Below are 23897 nucleotides of genomic sequence, written 5' to 3'. Positions count from 1 at the left end.
AGAGCTCGCTTACATTCTCCCGGACTCCGCGCCAAGGCATTACTCCCTCAGTCGATCTCCCGGAGGGAGAGGGGGATTTGCGCCGGTGCGGCACAAATCATCCTGGCCTGGTAGAACGCGCCAAAGCCAAGGTCCGAGGATGTCCTTCGTTCTCGGGTTACCGGATAGCCGGTCGTTGACAGCCATTCACGGGGGGCTAGTCTGAGGATGTGGGAAATTTTCCCACAGCAAGTTCCGATCTCGTTTACACGGACTGCTTGATGTTAGCGGTTGACTTCATTGTTGTCGGCAAATGAAAAGCCGGCTGATTGGCCGCTTCAACCGGGCGGTCGCGAAACTTCAATCTCGTGCGTTCGATAGGGAGATGACTACGCACCATCCTGTGGAGGTTCATCATGCTGCTCAGGAAATGCTTGCTGGCTCTGGCCATTGGTGGCGTTCTCTCAGCCTCGACAGTCCTCGTGCCCGATTCCATCGGTACCTTCTCCCACGTATACGCCAAGGATGGTGGCAGCGGCGGCGGCGGAGGTGGTAGCGGTGGTGGTGGCGGCGGCGGCCATGGCGGTGGCGGCCATGGTGGTGGGGGCGGCGGTGGCCACGGTGGTGGCGGCAGCGGCGGTGGGGGTGGTGGCGGTCACGGCGGTGGCGGCAGTGGTAGCGGGGGCGGTGGTGGCGGTCACGGCGGCGGCCACGGCGGTAGCGGCAGCGGTGGTGGCCACGGTGGCGATGGCGGCGGTCATTCTGGCGATGGCGGCGGCCATGGCGGATCGGGTCACGGTGGTCATGGCTCCGACAATGGCGGCAACAGTGGACCGGGAAGCGCCAATAGTGGTCGCAACGGCGCGGATGATGGTCCTGGCCATGACGTCGGCGGACCTCACGGCGTCGGCCACGGTGCGGACGATGGTCCCGGCCATGACGTCGGCGGACCCCACGGCGTCGGCCACGGTGCGGACGATGGTCCCGGCCATGACGTCGGCGGACCCCACGGTGTAGGCCACGGTGCGGACGATGGTCCTGGCCACGACCTCGGTGGCCCCCACGGCGTAGGCCATGGTGCCGACGATGGTCCCGGCCACGACGTCGGCGATGATCACGGCGGAGCCTGATCGGACCGTCCGTACGTCCACAAGACCCGGCGTAGCTCCGGGTCTTGTGACATCTGTCTGGTAATGACGGTGGCGCTGGTCGCCCCAGGGAACCGAAGCAGGATCATCGGTCGACCGACACCGTCAAAGAGAGTGGGGCGGCGTTCTCCCCGTTTTGCCGGTAGGGACTGGCTTGCCAGCGAATGACCCCGTTTCGCTGGCAAACCAGGCCCTGCAAGGCTCCTGGAGGCAACAGTTGATGCAGACATAGCCTCCGTATTCATTTCGACAGGAGTGCCTTGAATGCAATTGCCCGCTTTCCCGCCCTCGCTATTGCCGGCGCTGAAACACGTCATGCGCCCGATTGTGAGGTTGATGCTGCGGAAAGGGGTGACCTACAACTGCTTCGCCGAGCTGCTCAAGCAGATTTTCGTCGACGTTGCCGAGCGTGAATTCCGCCTCGACGACAAGAGCCCTACCGACAGCAGGATCAGCCTGCTCACCGGCGTCCATCGCAAGGACGTCAAACGGCTCCGTTCAGGGGCTGGCGCAGAGGCGAACGAGCTGCCGGAAAATGTGTCCTTCGGCGCCCACCTGGTCAGTGTCTGGATGAACGACACACCGTTCTGCGCCAAGCCGGGGAAGCCATTGCCGCTGGCACGCCTGGCGAGCGCTGGCGGTGAAGTCTCGTTCGACGCACTGGTGGCGAAGGTCAGCAAGGACATCCGCGCCCGCGTGGTGCTGGATGAATGGCAGCGCCTCGGCATCGTTCGGATAGACGACCAGGACCGCGTGCACCTGGAAACCATGGCCTTCATCCCGCAGCGCGGATTCGACGAGAAGGCGGCCTACTTCCGCCACAACCTCCATGACCATGCCTGCGCCGCCGTGCACAACCTCACTGAGACGACCGAGCCGTTCTTCGAGCGCAGTGTTCACTACGACAGCCTTTCCCCGGACAGCGTCGACCAACTGCGCGAAGCGGTCAGGGATGAAGGCATGCAGGTGCTGATCGCCTTCAACCAATTGGCCGCTGATCTGGAAAGCAAGGACATTCCGCCTCCCGAGGCTCGCCAGCGCATCACCATCGGCTTGTATTTCTACACTGAACCCAATCCGCCAGCAGTTCCCAAGTCAAAGACCCCGGGGTCGTCATGAACATCGCCTCACGCGTGCTGTGCACCCTGGCCCTGGTCTGCGCGCCATTGCTGGTCGCCATTCCTTCCGCGAACGCAGCGCCCGCCTGCCTCGATCCCGGCGGCATGGGCGGCACGGGCGCGGTGGCGACCGGCGGAATGGGGGGCACCGGCGCGCCAATGGAGAACGGCGGCGTCGGTGGCACCGGAGCTCCGGCCGCGCATGGCGGTATCGGCGGCACGGGCGCGCCTGCGGGCGACGGCGGCATTGGTGGCACGGGCATCGTCGGCACCATCACTGGCTTCGGCTCCATTTGCGTCAACGGCGTTGAAGTGCACTTCGACAACAAGGTTGCGCTCAGCGAAAACGGCGTGCCCGCCAGTGCCAATCGCCTGGCCATCGGCCAGGTGGTTGCAGTGGAAGCCGGTACTTCGGCACGGGGCCTGGAGGCCAGGCGCATTGCGATTCTCCACGCCTATGAAGGCCCGGTGACCAGGGCCGCGAATGGAACCGCGGCCTTGCAGGTAATGGGTCAGCCGGTTCGAATCGCGCCTGGGGCACGGGTGGCCGAGGGCCTGCGCATCGGCGAACCGGTACGGGTGAGCGGCCTGCGCAATGCCCAGGGCGAAGTGGTTGCCAGCCGCATCGATCGGGCGCCCAAGCTGACCCAGGCCAGCGCCATCGGCGCCGTCCAGCGACCCGGCGAGCTGCAGGGGCTGGCGTTGAGCAAGTCGCTGCCGCGCAGCGCCGAGGTGCTGGTCCGCGGCACCTGGGACGGCAAGGCGTTGAAAGTGGCCGAAACCCGCGTCGATCCGGGGCTGCCGTTTGGTGGGCGTTCCGGCAAGGCGTTGATTGAAGGCCTGGTGCACTCGCAACAGGGCAACCGCATCGAATTGGGCGGATTCACGGCTTACGTGGGCGACGACACCGCCTTCACCGGCGGCAAACATGCCGACCTCGCGGCGGGCCAGCGTATCCGCGTGCATGGCGTATTCGACAAGGGACGGACCATCCGTGCCGACCAGATCGAGGTCCTCCGCGAGCATCGGGACGGCGCATCCCAGCAGGGCTCTGGCCATCACGGCGAGGATTCGGACGACTCAGGCGCCGCGGATGACTCGCGTGATACGGACGGTCACGCCAGTGACAACTCAGGGTCCGGCAACCGCAATGAGACCCGCGTGCGCGTCGAGAACGGCGAGACCCGGCAGCGCGTCGAGCGACAGGAGGTATCGCCCACCGGCGACCTGCTGCGTCGGGAGCGGGTGGAAACCCGCGAGTCCGGCGACCGCGTGGAAACCCGCGAACGGATCGAGATATTCCAGGACGGCGTTCGCGTGGAGCGCATCGAACGGATCGAGCGGATCGAGCGTTCCGACAGGGTGGACAAGCCGGACCGGGTTGAAAGGGTCGAAAAGGTCGAGCGGGTGGAACGCGTCGAGCGACCCGACAAGGTGGAACGACCCGAAAAGGTGGAACGACCCGAAAAGGTAGAGCGGCCCGAGCGGGAAGATCATTCCGGTTCTCATTGAGCGCGGATTCCACAAGGCCAGCTAAGCTGGGAAAAGCATCTCGCCCGGACGCCTGGACGCGGGGCAGGGTGCAAGTAACTGCCACGCCCCGAGCGCCTTGCCTGGCTTGGTCAATGCGCTGGCCTGAAGGTCGAAGTCCGCTCCGCAACGAGGTAGACATGAGCCCAAACCGCGCGCTTGTCCCCGGTCTGTTGCTGTTCCTGGCGCTGCCCGCCCAATCGGATGTCTTCACTCTGTCCACCGGGCTCGACTACTCCCAGGGCTCCTACGGCACCCCGGCGACCAGCGAGACCTGGTACGTGCCGGTGATCGCCAAGTACGAAACCGGGCCGATGATCTACAAGCTGACCGTTCCCTACCTGCGCATCACCAACCCTGCCGTGGGGCCGGATGGCGTGCCCGTGTCCGGCGATTGCGGCGGCGTGGAGGAGGGCGTGGGCGACACCGTGGCCAGCGCCGACTATGCATTGCTCGATGGCAGCGACGGCACAAGCCTGCTGGTGGACCTGATCGGCAAGGTGAAGCTGCCGACGGCCGATGAGGACAAATGCCTGGGCACCGGCAAGACCGACTTTTCCGCGCAGGTCGATCTCACCAGGGGCTTCGGTGCTTTCAGCGGCTTCGTCACCCTCGGCTGGCGCAAGTTCGGCGACCCTTCGGGTACCGACTTCCGTGACCCGTTCTACACCTCGATCGGCCTGGTCACCCGGCTTGCGCCGAACACCTCCGTGGGCGCGGCCTATGACTGGCGGCAGAAGCTGACTTCCGACGGCGACGAGATCCAGGAATTCAGCCTGTTCCTGACGCAAAGGCTCGGGCCGGACTGGAAGGTCCAGCTGTACGCGCTGGCGGGCTTTTCCGATGCCAGCCCGGAATCCGGCGGCGGCGTGCTGCTCAGCCATTCCTTCTGATTCAGGCTATCGCTGGTGCGAAAATAACCAGCCAACCCGGCCTATTTTCGTTTCTGCTTTGAAAGTCCTTCTTCGCCTCGCTGCTGTTTGCGACGGCAATTCCCCGGCAGACTCCCGCCCCAGACGCTGGCCGGGCACGTTCGCCCGGCTGGCCATCATCGACAATGGAGCTCAGCCATGAACCTCGCTTCCCTCGCAACCCAGCGCTACACCACCAAGGCCTACGACCCGGCCCGCCGTATTCCCCAGGAAACCATCGACGAACTGCTGACGATGCTTCACCAGGCGCCGTCTTCGGTGAACTCCCAGCCCTGGCACTTCGTGGTCGCCGGCACCGAGGAAGGCAAGGCCCGCCTGGCCAAGGGCACCCTCGGCAGCTACGCCTACAACGAGTCCAAGGTGCTGAACGCTTCCCACGTCATCCTCATCTGCTCCCGCACCGATCTCACCGACGCCCACCTGGCACAGGTGCTCCAGCAAGAGCAGGACGACGGGCGTTACCGCAATGCCGAAGAGCGTGCCGCGCAGTTCCGTACCCGCCAGAGCTATGTGGACCTGCACCGCTTCGAGCGCAAGGATCTGCAGCACTGGATGGAGAAGCAGGCCTACCTGGCCCTGGGCACCCTGTTGCTCGGCGCTGCCGCGCTGGGGGTGGATGCCACGCCCATGGAAGGGTTCGACGCCGTGGCCCTGGATGCCGAACTGGGCCTGCGCGAGCGCGGTTTCACCAGCGTGGTGCTGGTCGCCCTCGGCCACCGCAGCGAGAAGGACTTCAACGCCGCACTGCCCAAGTCGCGCCTGCCGGCCGAGCAGGTCATCAGCGTGCTGTAGGAGCGAGCTTGCTCGCGGAGCTTTCAGGAAGTAGCCCGGATGGAATCCGGGAAAAGTTCCACCGCCGCTCCCGGATTTCATCCGGCTACAAGCTTGGCGCAGACATGGCCAACGACAACGCCCCGCCGATGCGGGGCCTTGTCGTTGTGCGCCGCCCATCCTGTCCCGACGGGCGTAAATGAACTCATTGCGCCATTGCGCTGTCTGTCCGCTGTCGGCCCCACGGGGAAGCGCATGGCCAATCGCTTGCGGGCGATGGTTGCGGGCCAGCTTTCCTCCGTGGTTTTCCTATCCAGAACTATTTGCCCGGCCGGCTTTTCGCGCCCGTATTTCGGGTTCCATTCCATCGCCATGTGAAGATTGCCCATGTCCCGACACTGTTCTTTCCCTGCCCGTGTTTCCCCGTTCCCACGCCACGTGCTCGGCGCCATCCTGCTGGGTGGCCTGGTGATGGCCGGAGCACCGGCGCAGGCCGAGGAACCCGCGAGCAACGCGCGCTGGGTAAGCGACAGCCTGACGACTTATGTTCGCAGCGGCCCCACCGATGGCTATCGCATCGTCGGCACCCTGACCTCGGGACAGAAAGTCGAACTCCTGAAAAACCAGGGCGACTACAGCCAGGTGCGCAGCGAGAGCGGCAACAGCGTGTGGATTCCCAGCCGCGACCTGCAGACGGTGCCCGGCCAGGCCGAGCGCCTGCCGCAACTGGAGCAGAAGGTGGCCGAACTGACTGCCCAGCTCGACGGCATCGACGACACCTGGAAGAACCGTGTGCAGGGCATGCAAGAGACCCTGGACGCACGCAAGAAACTGATCGATGAACTCCAGGCGGCGCGTTCGGCGCTGGACTCCGAACTGACCCAGGTACGCTCCGAACTGCGGGATGCCCAGGCGCAGCTGGGGGAAGAGAACAAGCAGGTGCTGATGCGCTACATGGTCTACGGCGGCAGCATTGCCGGTGCCGGACTGCTGGCCGGCCTGATCCTGCCGACCCTGCTGCGGGTCAAGCGCAAGCGCAACGACCAGTGGATCTGATCCGCTTCTGCGCCAGATGTGATTTCAGTAAACATTCACGTTAGTAGAACGTGGACTTGCGGTAGCCCCCTGGAAGGGGGCGCATCCACTACCGAGTACAACGCCGACCTCTTTCTCCCTGGTTCTGGACCTACCCGATCGCTTTCATCCTGCCAGCCCGAGCCTACGAATCGTCACAGGCAGAGCCGATGACACATAGCCACGTCTTCAGGACGTGGTTTCCCACGTTCAAATGACTTTCAATGCTGGCTTGGCTCAAGAGTTTTCATGGCTTGGGCCTGTCCCGCGGCTCGCGAGCCGGGGCCAGGGCGGCTTTCAAGCTGGAGGCTGGCACTGACCGCTGCATGCTATCGATGCGGTCATTTGATATGAAAATAAATGCACTAATGCTGCATTATTATTAGTTTGTTTCATCTATTCAGGATCTGCAGACTATTGCGGCTCCCCACGAAGGTTCGTGATTCCACGGTCTTCGGTCACGGCTGCCGCGAGGCAGGGGGAGCGCCTTGCAATCCAGAACCTAGATGGAACCAAGATGGCCACTGCAACCCCCCTCGAAGCCTCCGAGGCCTACAACTACGAGATCGTTCGCCGTTTCACCCTGACCACGCTGCTCTGGGGAATCCTCGGAATGGGCATGGGTGTGTTCATCGCCGCACAGCTGGTCTGGCCCGAGTTGGGTGCGGGCATTCCCTGGCTAAGCTTCGGGCGCATCCGCCCGGTGCATACCAACCTGGTGATCTTCGCCTTCGGCGGCGGCGCGCTGTTCGCCACATCCTTCTATGTCGTGCAGCGCACCTGCCGCGTCCGGCTGATGTCCGACCGCCTGGCCAACTTCGTGTTCTGGGGCTGGCAGGCCGCGATGATCGCCATGATCCTGAGCTACCCGCTGGGTATCACCACGGCCAAGGAATACGCCGAGATGGAATGGCCCATCGCCCTCTGGGTGGCGCTGCTGTGGGTGGTCTACGCCTACCTGTTCTTCGGCACCATCGCCCGGCGCCAGGTCCGGCACATCTACGTCGGCAACTGGTTCTACGGCGCCTTCATCATCGTCACCGGCATGGTCCACGTGATCAATCACGTGTCGATCCCGGTCAGCCTGTTCAAGTCCTACTCCGCCTATTCCGGCGCGACGGACGCGATGATCCAGTGGTGGTACGGCCACAGTGTGGTGGGCTTCATCCTCTCGGTGGGTTTCCTCGGGATGATGTACTACTTCGTGCCGAAGCAGGCCGAGCGGCCGATCTACTCCTATCGCCTGTCCATCGTGCACTTCTGGGCGATCATCAGCCTGTACATCTGGGCCGGCCCGCACCACCTGCACTACACCGCGCTGCCGGACTGGGCACAGAGCCTCGGCATGGCGATGTCGGTGATCCTGCTGGCGCCGTCCTGGGGCGGCATGATCAACGGCATGATGACCCTCTCCGGCGCCTGGCATAAGCTGCGCGACGACCCGGTCCTGCGTTTCCTGGTGGTGTCTCTGGCCTTCTACGGCATGAGCACCTTCGAAGGCCCGATGATGGCGATCAAGACGGTCAACGCGCTGTCCCACTACACCGACTGGACCATCGGCCACGTGCATTCCGGCGCCCTGGGCTGGGTGGCGATGATCTCCATCGGCGCCCTCTATCACATGGTGCCGCGCCTGTATGGCCTTGAGCGGATGCACAGCGAGCGGCTGGTCAACGCGCATTTCTGGCTGGCCACCATCGGCACCGTGCTGTACATCGCCTCCATGTGGGTCAACGGCATCACCCAGGGCCTGATGTGGCGCGCGATCAATGCCGACGGCACGCTGACGTACTCCTTCGTCGAGACGCTGGAGGCCAGCCATCCGGGCTATGTGGTGCGACTGATCGGCGGTGCCACCTTCGCCAGCGGCATGCTGCTGATGGCCTTCAACGTCTGGCTCACGGTCCGTTCCGGCGAGCGCACCGAAGGTTATCCGGCTGCGGCCTGCGCCTGAGGACTCGGGAATGCTGACCTTGTTCGCGATGATCGCCTTCTGTATCAGCGTATGCCGGCTGTTGCGACAGCCCCCTGAGGAGTTGGAGCAGGCCGCGCTGTTACCCTTCGCCGATGATCCGGAAGCAGCCGCGCGCATGACCCGCGCGACCGGCCGGCGCTGCGAGCGGGTGGTCGAACCCTTGTCGGAAACCGCCCTGGCGCCAGGCTTCGACCGCTTCACCGCCTGACTCCCGCGGCCAATGCAGGCCCCTTGCTCCCGCGAGGGGCCTGTTCCTTGCTGTTGCAGTTGGACTGGTCAGCTTCCCAGCAGGTGCACCGCCAGGCCCGTGACAGCGCAAGCCAGCAGTACCTGGATGACGCCACGCTGGAAGCGGAACAGCGCCACGGCGGCGGCCAGGGCAATCACCGCCGAGGGCCAGTCGAAGCGGCCTTCGAAGCCTTGCGGCCAGAGCACGTGGTAGCCGAAGAACAGCGCCAGATTGAGGATCACGCCGACCACGGCGGCCGTGATGCCGGTGAGTGGCGCGGTGAATTTCAGCTCGTTGTGGGTGGACTCCACCAGTGGCCCGCCTGCGAGGATGAACAGGAAGGAGGGCAGGAAGGTGAACCAGGTCACCAGGCTGGCGGCGACGGCGCCGGCGAGAAATGTCAGGTCGGCGCCGAACATCGGGTGCAGGTAGCCACCCAGGAAGCCGACGAAAGCCACCACCATGATCAGCGGCCCCGGCGTGGTTTCGCCCAGGGCCAGGCCGTCGATCATCTGCGTCGGGGTCAGCCAGCCGTAGTAGCCCACCGCGCCCTGGTAGACATAGGGCAACACAGCGTAGGCGCCGCCGAAGGTGAGCAGCGCCGCCTTGGTGAAGAACCAGCTCATCTGGGTGAGGGTGCCTTGCCAGCCGAAGACGGCGGTGAGCAGGGCCATGGGCAGCATCCAGAGCAGGGCGCCGACCGCCACCAGCAGCACCAGGCGCGACCAGCGAAAACGTGCATGTTCGGGCGTTGGCGTGTGGTCATCGATCAGCGCCGGCCCATGGCTGGCCCCGACCGCGCTGGGCCTACCGCCGACGGCGAAACTGGCCGGCGCGACGCGGCCACCGACGTAGCCGAGCAGGGCGGCGCCCAGCACGATCAGCGGGAAGGGCAGGTCGAGGGCGAAGATCGCCACGAAGGAGGCCGCGGCAATCCCCCACAGCCAGCCGTTCTTCAGCGCCCGCGAGCCGATGCGATGGGCCGCATGGACCACGATGGCGGTCACCGCCGGCTTGATGCCATAGAAGAGTCCGGCCACCACCGGCACTTCGCCAAAGGCGATGTAGACCCAGGACAGCAGGATCAGGATGAACAGCGAGGGCAGCACGAAAAGCGCCCCGGCGATGACGCCGCCCCAGGTCCGGTGCATCAGCCAGCCGATGTAGGTCGCCAGTTGCTGGGCCTCCGGACCGGGCAGCAACATGCAGTAGTTCAGGGCGTGGAGGAAGCGCCGTTCGCTGATCCAGCGGCGCCGCTCCACCAACTCCTGGTGCATGATCGCGATCTGCCCGGCCGGGCCACCAAAGCTGATGAAGCCCAGCTTGAGCCAGAACAGGAACGCCTCTAACAGACCCACGGGAGCGGCGAGGGGGCGCGACTCCCCGGTGGAACGCAGGGCGGTTTCATCCATGGTTTTTCTCTTCGCTCGCAAAGGTGGCCAGGGCTGCAACTCGATGAAGGGCGGGGCCAGCTGGAAACTGTCTTCAGGGGCTCGAAGCATCGCATTACTCTCGCATTGGCGCACGAAAAAGCACCGTTCGCCGGAGCAACGCGCGTGGTTTGTGCGGGTCGAATATCGGGAGTGCTGCGTCGTTTGCCGGAGGATTGGCCATGCCGGGACTTCATTCATGGACAAGCATCGCTGCGGTCGGGTTAAAGGCCCTTGGGCTGCTGTTCGGGGTCCTCGCCGGCAGCGCCCACGCGGCGAGCGCAGATGCGCAGTTGATAGTGGCGATCAACGCCTACCGCACCCACCCGCAGACCTGTGCCGGGCAGCCGGCGGAAGTCCTGACGCCGCTAGTGGTGGAACCACGCCTGGCGCTGCCGGTGGAAGACAGTAGCTACTGGCAGGAGCATCTGCTGCGATCCGGATATCAGGCCGCCAGCGCGAAAACCATCCACCTGACCGGCCCGGCCGATGCCCAGGCGGCCTTTGCGCTGCTGCAAACCCGGCATTGCCGTTCGCTGCTCGATCCCCAGTTCGTCGATATCGGCGTCAGCCAGGCCGGCAACAGCTGGCGCATCGTGCTGGCGCGGCCGTTGCTGGATGGCGATCTCGGCGAGTGGCAAGAGGAAGGCCAGCTGCTGCTGGTACTGGTCAATGCGCTGCGCACCCGTTCACGCAACTGTGGAGACGCCACCTTCACCCCGGCACCGCCCGTGGCCTGGAACGCCGCCCTCGGCACGGCCGCCGAGCGCTACAGCCGGGCCATGGCCAACGGCAACTTCTTCGCCCGCACGCCTGCCACCGGCCCACACCCGGCCGACCTGGCCCGGGCTGCCGGCTACCGCGGCGGGCCGCTCGGCGAGAACATCGCCGCGGGTTCCGGCCGGTCGGTGAGCGTGATCGAAGGCTGGCTGGCCACCCCGGAATATTGCGCGAAGATCATGGACCCGAGGTTCACCGAGTTGGGCGCGGGCTACGCGGTGGACCCGCAAAGCGATGCCGGAATCTACTGGACCCTGCTGCTGGGAACGCGCTGACAGCCTGCCCCGGCACGCCGCATTGCGCGGCGCGAGGGGCAGGAGGTGCTCAGTGTGGTGAACGGTGGCGGATGGTTTTCAGCAGGTCGTCCGGGGTGATCTGCCCGACCACATTGCTCGCATTGCTGCCCGGCTGCGGCAGGTCGAGGATATGACCCTTGATCTTGCCGATCACGTGCATCTCGCAGGGCTTGCAGTCGAACTTCAGGGTCAGCACTTCGTCGCCATGCACCAGCTGCATCGGCGCGACCTTGGTGCGCACGCCGGTCACGCCCTTAGCCTGTTTGGGGCAGAGGTTGAAGGAGAAGCGCAGGCAGTGCTTGGTGACCATCACCGGCACTTCGCCGGTTTCCTCGTGGGCCTCGAAGGCGGCGTCGATGAGCTGCACGCCGTGGCGGTGATAGAAGTCGCGGGCCTTCTGGTTGTACACGTTGAACAGGAACGACAGGTGCGCATCCGGGTACACCGGCGGCGGGTTGGTCTCGGCCTTGCGGCTGCCGCGCGGGTGGGCCTTCACCCGGGCCTCGGTCAGCGCGTCGATGGCTTCACGGCGCAGGGCCTTGAGTTGCGAGTTCGGGATGAAGAAGGCCTGCGGCGCGTCCAGCTCGATCGTCCGTGCGTGGTACTGGGTGGTACCCAGCTGGCCGAGCAGGTCGTGCAGTTGCTCCAGGGCCTGTTCAGGCTTGTTGGCGGCGCCGAAGGGGCCGTCCAGCCTGACGCTGGCGCTCACGCCTTCCTCGCTGGTGGCGGTCAGCTCCAGGGCTTCTTCGCGCAGGCTGGCCTTCCAGTCGAGGCCGACCCGGCGTTCGGCGGACGTCTTCAGCAGGGCCTGCTGCCAGTTGTGGTCCAGGTTGCGCGACAGCGGATGGTTCGGGCGCAGGCGGGAGAGGGCGGCGGGCATCTCGTTGGGCTCGACGCGGTAGCGCCAGCGCTTCTCGCCGTCTTCCTCGAGCTCGTCCTTCAGCTCGGCGATGTTGGCGCGGAAGCCCACCACCTCGCGCTTGACCAGCACGTTGAGGCCATCGCCGTTGGACAACGGCTCATGGGTCACGACCAGCAGGTCGCGCTTGCCGACCTTCTCCACCTGGCCTACCGGCAGGCCGGTGAAGGTCGGCGTGTCGAAGGCGCCGATGTCGATCTTGCGCTCGGTGACGAAGTAGTCGGTGCTGCCGCGGTGGAAGGTCTTGTCCGGGTCCGGCACGAAGAAATGTTCGGTGCGGCCGCTGGACGCGCGGGCCAGATCCGGGCGTCCTTCGAGGATGCCGTCCAGACGCTGGCGGTAGTAGGCGGTGATGTTCTTGACGTAGCTCGCGTCCTTGTAGCGCCCTTCGATCTTGAAGGAGCGCACGCCGGCGTCCACCAGGGCGCTGAGGTTGGCGCTCTGGTTGTTGTCCTTCATCGACAGCAGGTGCTTCTCGAAGGCCACCACGCGGCCCTGGTCGTCTTTCAGGGTGTAGGGCAGGCGGCAGGCCTGGGAGCAGTCGCCCCGATTGGCGCTGCGGCCGGTCTGGGCGTGGGAGATGTTGCACTGGCCGGAGAAGGCCACACACAGGGCGCCGTGGATGAAGAACTCGATGGCCGCGTCGGTTTCGTCGGCGATGGCGCGGATCTGCTTGAGGTTCAGTTCGCGGGCCAGCACCAGCTGGGAGAAGCCGGCCTGGTCGAGGAATTTGGCGCGCTCCAGGGTACGGATGTCGGTCTGGGTGCTGGCGTGCAGCTCGATGGGCGGGATGTCCAGGTCGAGGACCCCCATGTCCTGCACGATCAGCGCGTCGACGCCGGCGTCGTAGAGTTCGTGGATCAGCTTGCGTGCCGGCTCCAGCTCGTCGTCGTGGAGGATGGTGTTGAGGGTGACGAACACCCGCACATGGAAGCGGTGGGCGAACTCCACCAGCCTGGCGATTTCCGTCACTTCGTTGCAGGCGTTGTGGCGGGCGCCGAAGCTCGGGCCGCCGATGTACACGGCATCGGCGCCATGCAGGATGGCCTCGCGGGCGATATTGACGTCGCGGGCGGGGCTGAGCAGTTCTAGTTGGTTCTTGGGCAAAGACATGGCAATCACGATCCGGCACGTAGCAGGGGGCGCATTGTACCGGGCCTGTGGCGCCCGGGCATCCATGGGGTGCCGGATGGTGACGCGGAGCTTGCGCCTGGCCCTCTAGCGCATATGTGCCGGCGGGATCGAATAGGTGCCCACCACGTGGGCCACCGGCTCATCGAAGCCCTCCGAATAGAGCGAAACCTCGCCCACCGCGAGGGTCTTGCCGACTTTCATCAGCCGGCATTCGCCGATGACACGCTTGCTGGCCTCGGGTTTGCGCAGGAAGTTGATGGTCAGGCTGGTGGTGACCGCCAGAGGCACTATGCCGATTTCCCCGAGCAGGGCGACGTACAGCGCCACGTCGGCGAGGGCCATCAGCGTCGGCCCGGACACCGTGCCGCCGGGCCGCAGGTCGGATTCGTCCACCGCCTGGGACACCCGGGCGCTGCGTTCGCCCACGGCGTCGACCTCGACGCGGGTCTGGGGGAATTCCTGCTTGATGAATCGCGCGATCGCTTCTGTCTTGTCAGCCACACCGGTCTCCCTGGTTCGCAAGTGTCGAGCGGACGCTGCCACAGGCGCTCGTCACTGTCCATGCCGGCGCCATCAATGGACGGAGTTGGCCTGATGGGGCGTGCGGCTTTCCTCAGTGCACCCGCCGCCAGGTGCGTTGGCGTTCCTGCACCGAGCTGGCCGTCTCGCCCACCAGCTCGGCATATAGCGCCGGTGCGGTGGCGCCTTCGGTGCTGATCAGCAGCACGCGGGAACCTCCGTCCAGCCCCAGTTCGGCAGCCTTGCCGGGTGACTCCAGCAGCCGCGACAGACCTGCCAGTCCTGCCACGGCGGACTCGCCAGCCACCAGTGGCAGGTCGTTTTCGCTGCCTCTGGCCAGTCGGCGCATGGCCTCGACGGCCTCCCGATCTTCGATGGTCATGAAGACATCGATGCAGCCTTCCAGGAAATGCCACGCGAGCGGCGAGGTTTCACCGCAGGCCAGCCCGGCCATCAGCGAATCCACCGAGCCGCTGGCCTTTGCCGCGTGACCGGCCAGGGCGCTCTGGTAGAGGCAGTCGGCCTGGCGCGGCTCGACCACGATCAAGCTGGGGCGCGCTGCGCCGTAGCGCTCCCAGAGGTAGCTGGCGATCCCGGCGGCCAATCCGCCGACGCCGCCCTGGAGGAAGACGTGGCTGAAGGGGCAGGCGCCTTCACTCGGGCCAAGGGCTTCCAGCGCCTCGGCGGCGATGATTCCGTAGCCCTGCATCACATCACGGGGGATTTCCTCGTAGCCCTCATAGGAGGTGTCCGAAACCACCGTCCAACCCTGTTCCTGCGCCTGCCTGGCGGCTTCGTGGACCGAGTCGTCGTAGTTGCCCTGGATGCGGATGATCCGCGCGCCATAGGCCGCAATCGCCTGCTCGCGCTCCTCGCTGACGCGGGCATGGAGGACGATCACGCAGTTGCAGCCGATGCTCTGTGCCGCCGCCGCGAGTGCCCGGCCATGGTTGCCGTCGGTGGCGCTGATCACGGTGAATCCGGCCAGCTCCGGGGCATGCACCCCGGCGAGCAGGGCGGCGGGTTCGAATGCTCGTTCGGGGAAGCGCCTGAGGATCAGGCGCAGAAGCGCGATGGGGGCGCCCAGCACCTTGAAACTGGCCAGCGGCGAGCGCACGGACTCGTCCTTGATCAGCACCTGGCCCAGGCCCAGTTCGGCGGCCAGGCCGGGCATTTCGTACAACGGCGTGACCGGCTGCTCGAAACGCTTCCAGGTGGACAGCCAGGCACGGCTTTCGGCGGCCTGCTGCATGTTCATGACGTCGCGCAGGGCTTCGGGATAGGGGCGGCGAGCGGCCTTGGGATTGATGATCAGCATCCGGGGCTCCGAAGGGTTGCAGGTGGGCAGGGTGGTCAGGACCGGGCGAGGCGCTGGCGAACGACGTCGAGCAGCACTTCGGCACCGGCCAGCAGGAGTTCGTCGCTGGTGTGTTCGCGCGGGTTGTGGCTGACGCCGCCCTGGCTGGGCACAAAGATCATCGCCGCCGGGGCGATGCGCGCGATCATCTGCGCATCGTGGCCGGCGCCCGAGGTCATGCGCCGGTGACTGAACCTCAGGCGGCTGGCCGAGGCGGCGATGGCGCTGGCCAGGCCGCTGTCGAAGACCACGGGTTCGAAACGCACCAGTCGCTTGCTGTGGATTTCGACGCCTTCGGTTTCGGCCAGCTGCGCAAGGACGTCGGCCAGGCGTTGCTCGGCGGCGCGCAGGCGGGTTTCGTCGGGGTCGCGCAGGTCGACGGTGAACACGGCCTTGCGCGGGATCACATTGATCAGGTTCGGCTCAAGGCGCAGGCACCCGACCGTGGCCAGGGTGCCGTCCACGGCGATCTCGCGCAGGCGGGTGATGGCGGTGGCGGCCACTGAAGCCGCATCGTGGCGCAAGTGCATCGGCGTGGTGCCGGCGTGGTTGGCGTTGCCCTTGATCGTCACCTGCTGCCAGGAGATGCCCTGGAGATTTTCCACCACGCCGATCTGCACGCCTTCGGCTTCGAGAATCGGCCCCTGCTCGATATGCAGCTCCAGGTACTCATGGGGAACCAGGGCGCCGGGCTCCAGATCGCCGGCGTAACCGATGCGCGCCAGTTCATCCCCCAGGCGGGTGCCGTCGATGCCCAGGGTGTCCAGCGCCACGTCGAGGTCCAGGCCACCCGCATGCACCAGCGAACCCATCATGTCCGGCTGGTAGCGCACACCTTCTTCATTGGTAAAGGCCGCCACCGTGATCGGGCGCGACGGGAGCACGCCGGCCTGGCGAAAGGCCCGCTGCACGGCAAGCCCGGCCAGCACGCCATAGCAGCCGTCCAGCGCACCGGCGTTGGCCACACTGTCGATGTGCGAACCGATCATCAGCGGCGCCTGCTGGTCGCCGTCCGCACGCAAGGTGCCGAAAATATTGCCGATCCGGTCGATGCGTATTTCCAGGTCCAGCGCCTCCATCCAGCGCAGCAACTGGTCGCGGCCGGCCTTGTCGGCATCGGTCAGGGCGATCCGGGTGCGGCCGTCCTGTCCAGGCTCCGCGCCGATTTCGCCCAGCAGACGGATCTGCAGCAACAGGGACTGGCCATCGAGCGGCAGGGCGGGGGCAGGGGAGAGCGCTCTCATCGGAAGAACTCCAGCAGGGTGGAATGGGTGAGTGCGTAATAATATTTCTGTGCTGCAGTAAGCATTTCTCTACTTCGTGGGAGACCACGTACTTTTATTGCACTATCGCCCCTTCACGAACCATTTCATTGCGAGCCATCACCCATGAGCCTGGATGCCTTCGACCTCAAGTTGATCCACCACGTCCAGCAGGACGCCAGCCTGTCCCAGGCGGAACTGGGCAACCGGGTGAATCTGTCGTCCGCGGCGGTCAATCGTCGGCTGAAGCGGCTGAGTGACGAGGGCGTCATCCGCAAGACGGTGGCGCTGGTCGATCCGCAGCAACTGGGCCACGTGCTGACCATCATTGCCGAGGTGGAGGTGGAGAGCGAACGCCTCGACCTGCTGGACGCGATGAAGCGCAGTTTCCTGGCCTGTCCGCAGGTGCAGCAGTGTTACTACGTCGCCGGGGAGTTCGATTTCGTGCTGGTCATGGCCTGCCGGAGCATGGAGCAGTACGCCGAACTGACCCGCCAACTGTTCTTCGAAAGCAACAACGTCAAGCGCTTCCGCACCCTGGTGTCGATGAGCAACGTGAAAGTGGGGCTGGAGGTGCCGGTCGACCTTGCCGCCGACACCTGACGCCAAACGGGGCGACGAAGGTCGCGCCCGTTCCCGCAGGCGCCTCTAGCGGCGCTTCGCCCGCGCCACCAACAGACTGCCGTAGAGCAGCCCCAGCACGCCGGCGACCGCCGAGGCGACCAGCACGCCGAGTTTGGCGGCGCTCAACAGGTCCTGCTGGTCGAAGGCGAGGTTGGCGATGAAGATCGACATGGTGAAGCCGATCCCCGCCAGGCAGCCGATCAGTCCCATCCAGCCCCAGGTCATCCCCGGAGGCAGGCTGCACCAGCCCATGCGCACCATGAGCCAGCTGCTGCAGAGCACCCCCAGAGGTTTGCCCAGCACCAGGGCCAGCGCAGCGCCGGAGAACACCTGCATGGATGCGCCTTCACCGAGGTCGATGCCATCGAGGCTCACCCCGGCGTTGGCCAGGGCGAACAACGGCATCACCAGGTAGGCGACCCAGGGATGCAACGCCACCTGCACACGCATCACCGGCGGCAACAACTCGCGCTGGGCGTGGCGAAGCTGCTTGATGGGCTCCATGAGGTCGCTGGGGCCACTGCCGGCAGCCTGTTTGCGCTCGGAAAAGTCACTGATGGCTTGCGAGGCGGTCTGCAAGGGAGGCGCCATTACCTTGACCGGGCGAACCGGCGTCATCAGGCCGAGGACCACGCCCGCCAGGGTCGGGTGGGCGCCGGTCTTCAACAGGCCGAACCAGAGCAGGGCGCCGGGCAGCACGTAGGCATAGGCGGAGCCGATGCCGATGTACTGCAAGCCAAGTACCAGCAGGATGCCGGCACCGGCGATGGCGAAACCCAGCGGGTCCAGGCCGCTGGAGTAGAACAGCGCAATGATCAGCACCGCGACTATGTCGTCGATGATCGCCAGGGCCAGCAGGAAGACGCGCACCGACGCGGGCACGGAACGGCCCAGCAAGGCCAGGACGCCGACGGCGAAGGCGATGTCGGTAGCGGTCGGCACCGCCCAGCCCTGGCGCAACCCTTCGGCGTTGTTGAGGCTGAGATAGAGCAGGGCCGGCACCAGCACGCCGCCGCAGGCGGCAATCATGGGCAATGCGGCCAGCTTGAGGTTGGCCAGGGCGCCTTCGTGTATCTCCCGGCGGATTTCCATACCGACCACCAGAAAGAACACCGTCATCAGGGCATCGTTGATCCAGAAATGCAGGGAGTTCGAGATGACGAAATCACCGACACCGAACGACAGCGGCATGTGCCAGAGATGTTCGTAGCTGCTGGCGTAGGGCGAGTTGGCCCAGATCAGCGCAGCGGCGGCCGCGATCAGCAGGACAATGCCGCTGACGGCTTCGATGTGGAGGAACTTCTCGAACGTGGAGAATGCCTTGTCGGCAATACGCTGCGCAGCCGGCAGCGCCTTTGGGGAAGGGGCGTGGTCCATGGTTGCTCATACTCAGCAGCTTGTGCGGCGGCCCGACCAACACATGAAACCTGTCGAACCGGCTGAGCGGCTCGACACCCGGGGCGTAAAGTACAGTGCCTTTTTCGATTTGACCAGCCGCGTTTGCCAACCTTCCCTCTCCCCGAGGGGGCGCCGCATCCCTGACAGGTCCAAACACCGTAATCCTCCCGGATTCCGCGCGGAATCGTTGCGCCGGCGGGGCGAGCGGCATGGCTGCCGCGAGAGGCGTTGCGCTCTAAACCGTTCTCGCCAGCCGACGAACCGCAGGCTTCGCAGCGAACCGATTGCGGCAGGTCAACGCCAGGGTGGCGACCCGCGCGCAGGCTGGTGTCATCAACCTGTAGCCCGGAGGAAACAGAGCCATGGCCAGGATCAATCCCAGTCGCCGCGAATCTCCGAAACTGGCGAAACCCACCGCTCTGCGAGGCTGGATCGCACGACTGCGCGGGCTGCTCGACCAGCTGGTCTACCAGTTGATCAGGTTTCCATCCCGGCAGGCGCGTGGCCCGGTGGAACGGAAGGCTGGCAAGGCGGGTGGCAGGCGCTAGCCGCGCCTGCCCGGAGGAAAGGAGGCCGCGCCGGCGAACCGGCGCGACCTGCTGCATCAGAGGATGCTGAGGGGGTACTCGATGAAGGCGCGCACTTCGTTGAGGTCCGGGCCCACCTGGTTGTCGGCGCGGTAGATGGAGTTGCGCAGCTTGAAGGACAGGTCCTTGGCCGGGCCGTCCTGCACCACGTACTTGAACTGGTTGAAGATCTCCCGCTCGGTGCCGTCGTTCTCGCCGCCGGCGACGATGTCGGTGCCGCGCACGTAGGCGAACTTGTAGGTCAGGCCCGGTACGCCATAGGCGCCGAAGTCCAGCTCGTAGCTGGCCTGCCAGGAGCGCTCGTCTTCCAGGTTGAAGTCGGAGTAGTAGGAGTTGGCCACGTAGATGGTGCTGCCGCCGTCGCCGAAGTCATAGGCATAGCCGGCGTCGCCGGTGTTGCGCTGGTGAGCAATGATGAAGGCGTGGGCGCCGATGCTGTACTTGGCCGCCAGGCTCCACAGGGTGTTCCTGTCGTTCTGGCCATCGCCGCCAAAGGCCACTGCGGCCGCGGAGCCGTCGTCGTATTTGGTGCGGTAGATGTTGAAGTCGAAGTTCAGCGCCTGCTGCTCATTGAACGGGATGTTGTAGTTCAGGTTGGCGTAGTACTTCTTGTACATGTCCTCCACGTCGGAGTGGTACAGCGACACACTGAAATCGTCGGTAACGGCGTAGCTGCCGCCGACCACGTCGATGCTCTTCAGGTGGTTGGGGTCGCGTGCCGGGTCGCCCATGGGGCTGTCGCCGGTGAAGCGGCCGACGTTGAGTTCCAGACCCTCGATTTCCTTGCTGGTGAGCAGGGTGCCAGTGAAGGCCTGGGGCAGCAGGCGGCTGTCGTCATGGGCCAGCACGGGCAGGCTGGGGAACTGGTTGCCGTATTTGAGCACGGTGTTGGAGAAGCGCAGCTTCACCGCCGCTCCGGCTTCGGAGAGGTCATCCACCGGGTGGCCGTCGCTGTCGGTGTCGAAGAAGGCCGAGTAATTGCGGCCACGGCCGCTGTCCAGTTTCACGCCGAGCAGGCCATAGGCGTCAACGCCGAAACCGATGGTGCCTTGGGTGAAGCCCGACTCGAAGGTTCCGATGAAGCCCTGGCCCCAGGTCTTGGCGTCGGCGGCGCCGTCCTTGAAGTCACGGTTGAAGTAGGCATTGCGCAGCAGCAGGGTCGCGCTGGCATCTTCGACGAAGCCCTTGGACTCGGACTGCTCGCTGGCAAGGGCGGGCAGGCTGATGGCGGCGGAAACCGCCAGTGCCAGGGCGCTCAGAGGATTGAGTTGCATCACGGGTGCTCCTGATGGTCGTTTTGTTGGATTTTGGGAAAGGCAGGATAGGAGAGCTATCGATGGCCACGAGCGGTGCAGCTCGATGGAACGATAGTCAATTCCATTCATTGTCGTTGTGTTTGCCGGCCGTACCGGCGCGATGCGCGCAAACAGTTACCACGACAGATTTCGTTTGAAAAAGCGTAATTATCAATTTTAACTATCAATACAGTCAATATTTACGCTGTCCACCTGTCGCTACTCTGTGCTGGATGAAACATGGGCTCGCCAACCAGTTCGGCCGGATGGCAGGTGCTTCATCGAGTTACTCTCTGGCTTGGGCCGCTTCTTCGGAGGCGGCCTTTTTTTTGTTGTTGTGACTTGCATGACCGCAAATACCCGCGAATCCCGGTTGCGGCCTTAAATGGCTTGGAAGGCAATGTCAAGTGAGTTGGCAGGCCGGGTAAGGTATTGATCTTAAAGGGCGTTACATGGCTTCCTGGAATACCGGCAGGAGTTGTCAAGAATACTTTTGGATGATCTTTCGGATGGGTTTACAGATAAAAAAGAAAAATCCGATGTATTGATGTGATAGTTGCTATCACTCTGATTGATTTGGGTGGCAGGGTGAACCCCGTATACTTCTCCCCCGATGAAGACTTTTGCCGAGCGCACTTTCGGCTTCCCCCGGGAGTTGCATTCGGCGCCTCCACTTCATCGTTCCTTTGGTTCTTATTCATGGCCGCCTTGCCCAAGGCGGCCTTTTTTTGCGTGCGCCAAAGGTCGGGGGATTCGCAGCCAATCGTGGCTCGGACGAAATCCGGGAACGGTGGAAGGGCTTATCGCGGATTTCATCGGGCTACGGAATTCAACCTGCGGCTTTGTCTCACGCCACCGCTCGCGCAGCCCGGCGTTTCGCGTGTTTCGAGAGCAGGATCTTGGTGCCGACCAGCAGCGGGGCGGCGAACACGAAAAGCAGGGCGACTGCGTTGAACGCGGTGTCGAAGGCAATCACGGTGGACTGCCCCGTCACCACCCGGCCCAGGAGGCTCGTCGCTGCGCGGCCGGCGGCTACCGCATCCATCCCTTTGGCCGCGAGCAGGGCTGTGGTGGTCGTCAGTCGTTCGATGACTGCCGTTCCTCCTGCGCCGAGGTTGGCGCCGAGTACCACGTCATTGGCGACGACCTGATGCTCGATCAGCGTCTGCAGTGCCGCGACGCCGATAAGACCGCCCAATTGGCGGCCCGTATTGAACAGGCCGATACCGGCGGCAAGGTTTCGGCTGTTGAGCTTGCTGAAGGCAATCAGCGTGATCGACAGGAAGAGAAAGCCAAGCCCCAGGCCGCGCAACAGGATGGCCGACATCATATCGGCCGTGTCGCTTTCGTCGGTGGAGCCGGAAAGCATCCACATCGCCGTCATGATCATCAGGATGCCAAAGGGCACGGTGGCGACCGGGGGCACGCGGCGGGCCTGCATGAGATAGGCGGCCAAAAGGAGTGCAGCGATGAACAGCGCGCCGCTGGGCAACAGCAACAGGCCGGCATCGGTCGGGGTGAACGCAAGTACGGACAGGGCGAACGCGGGAATCAGGAACGCACTACCGAACAATGCGGCACCGGCCACGAAACTGACGATGAAGGCGAAGCTGAAGTCTTCCGATTCGAACAGGCTGAAATCGAGCAGGCCGCGGCCATTGGCGAGCACCTGCTGGCCGAGGAAGGCCAGCAGCGCGGCCAGGCCGGTCAATGTCAGCCAGAAGATGCGCGGCTCTTCGAACCAGTCCCAGCGGCTGCCCTGGCTCAGGACGTAGGTGAAACAGAAAATCACACTGGCGAGCAGGGCGACGCCGAGCCAATCGAAGCGGCGCTGCTGCGTCCTGGCGAGTTCCGAGGCGTCTGCGACAAGCAGAAGGCCGACGGATGCCAGGGCTAGCGGAACGGCGCAGAGGAAGATCCAGGTCCAGGACTGGCTGTCGATCAACCACCCTTGCAGGGCCGGCGCGAACGTGGCGGAGGCAACCACCGCGCCCATGGCGAACAAGGCCTGCAGGAGTGGCTGCTGACGCTGGGGGTAGGCGAGGAAGACGAGCGCTTGCCCCGCGACCAGCAAGGTACCGCCGGCAAAGCCCTGAATGATGCGAAGTGCGATCAGTAGGTCCAACCGGGCGGTCACGGCGGCCAATCCGCACGCCAGTCCCATGACCAGGGTTGCGCCAATCACCAGATTGCGTGGCTGGAAGCGGCTCAACAGCCAGGGCGCGAGCATGAAGCCCAGGAGCTTCAGCGCGGTGTATCCGACGTCCGGCCAGGCGAACTCATCCGGCGTTGCGTAGGTGTCGCCGATGATGTCGCTGCGGCTCATGGCGAGAACGGTACTCGCCATGGCCTCCGTCAGCGTGGCAAGCACTACGCCTGCCAGCAGCAGGCTGCTGGTCCGGGCGCCTACGCGGCTCGAAAGGCTGGCGGCCATGTTCATGAGCCTGTTCCGCCTTCGATTTCCACCCGTGCGGAGAGGCCAGGCACGATGCGACCCGGTAGTGGATTGTCGACCAGGCGGATCTTCACCGGGACGCGCTGCACGACGCGGACGAAGTTGCCGGTGGCGTTGTCACTGGGAAGCAGGGTGAAGGCCGACCCGCTGCCGGGTGCGAAGCTGTCGACCACCCCTTCGAGCGTTCCGTCCGGGTAGCCGTCGATGGTGATGCGCGCTCTCTGGCCGGGCTGAATGTGTTCAAGCTGGGTTTCCTTGAAGTTCGCCACCACCCACACGTCCTGGACCGGGACGATATCGAGCAGGGAAACACCCGGCGTGACGAAGCGGCCAACGCGAACCTGGCGGTTGCCGACGACGCCATCGACAGGGGCGCGCACGACAGTGCTGTCGAGATCGATCCGGGCGACTTCCAACGCAGCTTCAGCCTGCGCCACCGCAGCCACGGCGGCTTCGCGCTGCGCCACGAGAACAGCGATGCGCTGATGCTGGGCCTCTACAGTCGCTGAAGCGGCCGATACCTTCGCCTCGGACTTGAAGCGCGCCGAGTCGCTCTCGTCGACCAGAGCCCGGCTGACCGCATTGCTGCGGATGAGCCTGTGGCGGCGACCGTGGGTCTTGATCGCCAGGTTCATCTCGGCCACGGCCGCGCGTTTCCCGGCTTCGGCCTGCCTGATCAGCGCGTGCTGAAGCCCGGTTTCTGCATCCACATTGCTCAGGCGCGCCTCAGCCGCCCTGACGTTGGCCACGGCTTGCGCAAGCCGTGCCCGGTAGTCCCGGTCGTCGATGCGGAACAGCACATCTCCGGCCTTGACGGCCTGGTTGTCCTTGACTTCGACCTCGGTGACATAGCCGCTGACCTTGGCGGCGAGGGAGGTAACGTCGCCACGGACGTAAGCGTTGTCGGTCGACCTCGCGCCACTGGTCAGCGCCATGATCGATCCGCCGGCCACGACCAGGATGGCGCTTGCAAGCAGCAACAGGCCGACCACCTTTTTCTTGCCCGGTCGCGTCGATGCGTCACCGGCCCCGGAGCTTTCGCCGGATGTGCGGGCGACCTTTTGCTCAAGCGCTTTCATGTCTTC

At 64.9% G+C, this 23897-nt stretch carries 19 protein-coding genes; 9 read left to right on the top strand and 10 right to left on the bottom strand.

What is annotated here, in order from left to right; genetic code table 11:
- Positions 1-443: 443 nt before the first annotated feature.
- Positions 444-1097: a hypothetical protein gene (locus ACFW0B_RS22865; RefSeq protein WP_449151268.1), complete on the bottom strand. Its 654-nt coding sequence runs from the start codon at positions 1095-1097 to the stop codon at positions 444-446.
- A gap of 294 nt (positions 1098-1391) precedes the next feature.
- Here ACFW0B_RS22865 and ACFW0B_RS22860 point away from each other — a divergent pair, with 294 nt between their 5' ends.
- From ACFW0B_RS22860 to ACFW0B_RS22830, 7 genes are all read left to right on the top strand, one after another.
- Positions 1392-2246, top strand: coding sequence for a DUF6502 family protein (locus tag ACFW0B_RS22860; protein ID WP_449151267.1), 855 nt, complete (start codon positions 1392-1394; stop codon positions 2244-2246).
- Positions 2243-3757 carry a DUF5666 domain-containing protein gene (locus ACFW0B_RS22855; protein WP_449151266.1) on the top strand — a complete coding sequence of 505 codons (1515 nt, stop codon included), beginning with the start codon at positions 2243-2245 and terminating at the stop codon, positions 3755-3757. Before ACFW0B_RS22860 ends, ACFW0B_RS22855 begins: the two co-directional genes overlap by 4 nt.
- A 158-nt stretch (positions 3758-3915) precedes the next feature.
- Positions 3916-4668 carry a hypothetical protein gene (locus ACFW0B_RS22850; RefSeq protein WP_449151265.1) on the top strand — a complete coding sequence of 251 codons (753 nt, stop codon included), beginning with the start codon at positions 3916-3918 and terminating at the stop codon, positions 4666-4668.
- Positions 4669-4845: 177 nt separating this feature from the next.
- Positions 4846-5499, top strand: a complete 654-nt coding sequence (gene nfsB, locus ACFW0B_RS22845) for an oxygen-insensitive NAD(P)H nitroreductase (RefSeq protein WP_449151264.1) — start codon at positions 4846-4848, stop codon at positions 5497-5499.
- Between the two features lie 366 nt (positions 5500-5865).
- Entirely contained in the window at positions 5866-6534 is a 669-nt protein-coding gene (locus ACFW0B_RS22840) for a TIGR04211 family SH3 domain-containing protein (protein WP_449151263.1), read from the top strand.
- Between the two features lie 535 nt (positions 6535-7069).
- Entirely contained in the window at positions 7070-8506 is a 1437-nt protein-coding gene (gene ccoN / locus ACFW0B_RS22835) for a cytochrome-c oxidase, cbb3-type subunit I (RefSeq protein WP_449151262.1), read from the top strand.
- 28 nt (positions 8507-8534) lie between these two features.
- Positions 8535-8735: a hypothetical protein gene (locus ACFW0B_RS22830; RefSeq protein ID WP_449151276.1), complete on the top strand. Its 201-nt coding sequence runs from the start codon at positions 8535-8537 to the stop codon at positions 8733-8735.
- 68 nt (positions 8736-8803) lie between these two features.
- Here ACFW0B_RS22830 and chrA read toward each other — a convergent pair whose 3' ends face one another.
- On the bottom strand, positions 8804-10168 hold the full coding sequence (chrA, locus tag ACFW0B_RS22825; RefSeq protein ID WP_449151261.1) for a chromate efflux transporter: 1365 nt from the start codon (positions 10166-10168) through the stop codon (positions 8804-8806).
- A 200-nt stretch (positions 10169-10368) separates the two neighbouring features.
- Between chrA and ACFW0B_RS22820 the strand changes: the two genes are divergently transcribed.
- The gene (locus ACFW0B_RS22820) at positions 10369-11241 is read left to right on the top strand and encodes a CAP domain-containing protein (protein ID WP_449151260.1); all 873 of its coding nucleotides are present in this window, start codon (positions 10369-10371) and stop codon (positions 11239-11241) included.
- Between the two features lie 49 nt (positions 11242-11290).
- Here ACFW0B_RS22820 and ACFW0B_RS22815 read toward each other — a convergent pair whose 3' ends face one another.
- The 4 genes from ACFW0B_RS22815 to ACFW0B_RS22800 form a co-directional block, all read right to left on the bottom strand.
- The gene (locus tag ACFW0B_RS22815) at positions 11291-13294 is read right to left on the bottom strand and encodes a peptidase U32 family protein (protein WP_449151259.1); all 2004 of its coding nucleotides are present in this window, start codon (positions 13292-13294) and stop codon (positions 11291-11293) included.
- 105 nt (positions 13295-13399) lie between these two features.
- The gene (locus ACFW0B_RS22810; RefSeq protein WP_449151258.1) at positions 13400-13816 is read right to left on the bottom strand and encodes a PaaI family thioesterase; all 417 of its coding nucleotides are present in this window, start codon (positions 13814-13816) and stop codon (positions 13400-13402) included.
- Positions 13817-13928: 112 nt separating this feature from the next.
- Positions 13929-15152 (bottom strand): diaminopropionate ammonia-lyase, encoded by a 1224-nt coding sequence (locus ACFW0B_RS22805; protein ID WP_449151257.1) that lies wholly within the window; start codon positions 15150-15152, stop codon positions 13929-13931.
- Positions 15153-15187: 35 nt separating this feature from the next.
- Positions 15188-16435: a Zn-dependent hydrolase gene (locus ACFW0B_RS22800; RefSeq protein ID WP_449151256.1), complete on the bottom strand. Its 1248-nt coding sequence runs from the start codon at positions 16433-16435 to the stop codon at positions 15188-15190.
- Positions 16436-16579: 144 nt separating this feature from the next.
- Between ACFW0B_RS22800 and ACFW0B_RS22795 the strand changes: the two genes are divergently transcribed.
- Positions 16580-17056 carry an Lrp/AsnC family transcriptional regulator gene (locus tag ACFW0B_RS22795; protein ID WP_449151255.1) on the top strand — a complete coding sequence of 159 codons (477 nt, stop codon included), beginning with the start codon at positions 16580-16582 and terminating at the stop codon, positions 17054-17056.
- A 45-nt stretch (positions 17057-17101) separates the two neighbouring features.
- On the opposite strand, the gene nhaA is transcribed toward ACFW0B_RS22795, so the two are convergent.
- The 4 genes from nhaA to ACFW0B_RS22775 all read right to left on the bottom strand — a co-directional run bounded on the left by nhaA (position 17102) and on the right by ACFW0B_RS22775 (position 23891).
- Entirely contained in the window at positions 17102-18454 is a 1353-nt protein-coding gene (gene nhaA / locus ACFW0B_RS22790; RefSeq protein WP_449151254.1) for a Na+/H+ antiporter NhaA, read from the bottom strand.
- Positions 18455-19079: 625 nt separating this feature from the next.
- Positions 19080-20336: an OprD family porin gene (locus ACFW0B_RS22785; protein ID WP_449151253.1), complete on the bottom strand. Its 1257-nt coding sequence runs from the start codon at positions 20334-20336 to the stop codon at positions 19080-19082.
- Positions 20337-21204: 868 nt separating this feature from the next.
- Entirely contained in the window at positions 21205-22797 is a 1593-nt protein-coding gene (locus ACFW0B_RS22780; RefSeq protein ID WP_449151252.1) for a DHA2 family efflux MFS transporter permease subunit, read from the bottom strand.
- The gene (locus tag ACFW0B_RS22775) at positions 22794-23891 is read right to left on the bottom strand and encodes an HlyD family secretion protein (RefSeq protein WP_449151251.1); all 1098 of its coding nucleotides are present in this window, start codon (positions 23889-23891) and stop codon (positions 22794-22796) included. The genes ACFW0B_RS22780 and ACFW0B_RS22775 overlap by 4 nt, the downstream gene beginning before the upstream one ends.
- Between the last annotated feature and the right edge of the window lie 6 nt (positions 23892-23897).

The organism is Metapseudomonas phytobenefica, assembly GCF_043392685.1.
Lineage (GTDB): Bacteria > Pseudomonadota > Gammaproteobacteria > Pseudomonadales > Pseudomonadaceae > Metapseudomonas.
This window is presented reverse-complemented; position numbering and strand designations above follow the sequence as displayed.

What these genes read in the sequence shown, in the direction of transcription:
- ACFW0B_RS22855 (WP_449151266.1), top strand. Translation starts at nt 2,243, where the DNA reads ATGAACATCGCCTCACGCGTGCTGTGCACCCTGGCCCTGGTCTGCGCG.
- ACFW0B_RS22780 (WP_449151252.1), bottom strand. Translation starts at nt 22,797, where the DNA reads ATGAACATGGCCGCCAGCCTTTCGAGCCGCGTAGGCGCCCGGACCAGC.
- ACFW0B_RS22820 (WP_449151260.1), top strand. Translation starts at nt 10,369, where the DNA reads ATGCCGGGACTTCATTCATGGACAAGCATCGCTGCGGTCGGGTTAAAG.
- ACFW0B_RS22775 (WP_449151251.1), bottom strand. Translation starts at nt 23,891, where the DNA reads ATGAAAGCGCTTGAGCAAAAGGTCGCCCGCACATCCGGCGAAAGCTCC.
- ACFW0B_RS22785 (WP_449151253.1), bottom strand. Translation starts at nt 20,336, where the DNA reads ATGCAACTCAATCCTCTGAGCGCCCTGGCACTGGCGGTTTCCGCCGCC.
- ccoN (WP_449151262.1), top strand. Translation starts at nt 7,070, where the DNA reads ATGGCCACTGCAACCCCCCTCGAAGCCTCCGAGGCCTACAACTACGAG.
- ACFW0B_RS22815 (WP_449151259.1), bottom strand. Translation starts at nt 13,294, where the DNA reads ATGTCTTTGCCCAAGAACCAACTAGAACTGCTCAGCCCCGCCCGCGAC.
- ACFW0B_RS22830 (WP_449151276.1), top strand. Translation starts at nt 8,535, where the DNA reads ATGATCGCCTTCTGTATCAGCGTATGCCGGCTGTTGCGACAGCCCCCT.
- ACFW0B_RS22860 (WP_449151267.1), top strand. Translation starts at nt 1,392, where the DNA reads ATGCAATTGCCCGCTTTCCCGCCCTCGCTATTGCCGGCGCTGAAACAC.
- nfsB (WP_449151264.1), top strand. Translation starts at nt 4,846, where the DNA reads ATGAACCTCGCTTCCCTCGCAACCCAGCGCTACACCACCAAGGCCTAC.
- ACFW0B_RS22850 (WP_449151265.1), top strand. Translation starts at nt 3,916, where the DNA reads ATGAGCCCAAACCGCGCGCTTGTCCCCGGTCTGTTGCTGTTCCTGGCG.
- ACFW0B_RS22795 (WP_449151255.1), top strand. Translation starts at nt 16,580, where the DNA reads ATGAGCCTGGATGCCTTCGACCTCAAGTTGATCCACCACGTCCAGCAG.
- ACFW0B_RS22805 (WP_449151257.1), bottom strand. Translation starts at nt 15,152, where the DNA reads ATGCTGATCATCAATCCCAAGGCCGCTCGCCGCCCCTATCCCGAAGCC.
- ACFW0B_RS22840 (WP_449151263.1), top strand. Translation starts at nt 5,866, where the DNA reads ATGTCCCGACACTGTTCTTTCCCTGCCCGTGTTTCCCCGTTCCCACGC.
- nhaA (WP_449151254.1), bottom strand. Translation starts at nt 18,454, where the DNA reads ATGGACCACGCCCCTTCCCCAAAGGCGCTGCCGGCTGCGCAGCGTATT.
- chrA (WP_449151261.1), bottom strand. Translation starts at nt 10,168, where the DNA reads ATGGATGAAACCGCCCTGCGTTCCACCGGGGAGTCGCGCCCCCTCGCC.
- ACFW0B_RS22800 (WP_449151256.1), bottom strand. Translation starts at nt 16,435, where the DNA reads ATGAGAGCGCTCTCCCCTGCCCCCGCCCTGCCGCTCGATGGCCAGTCC.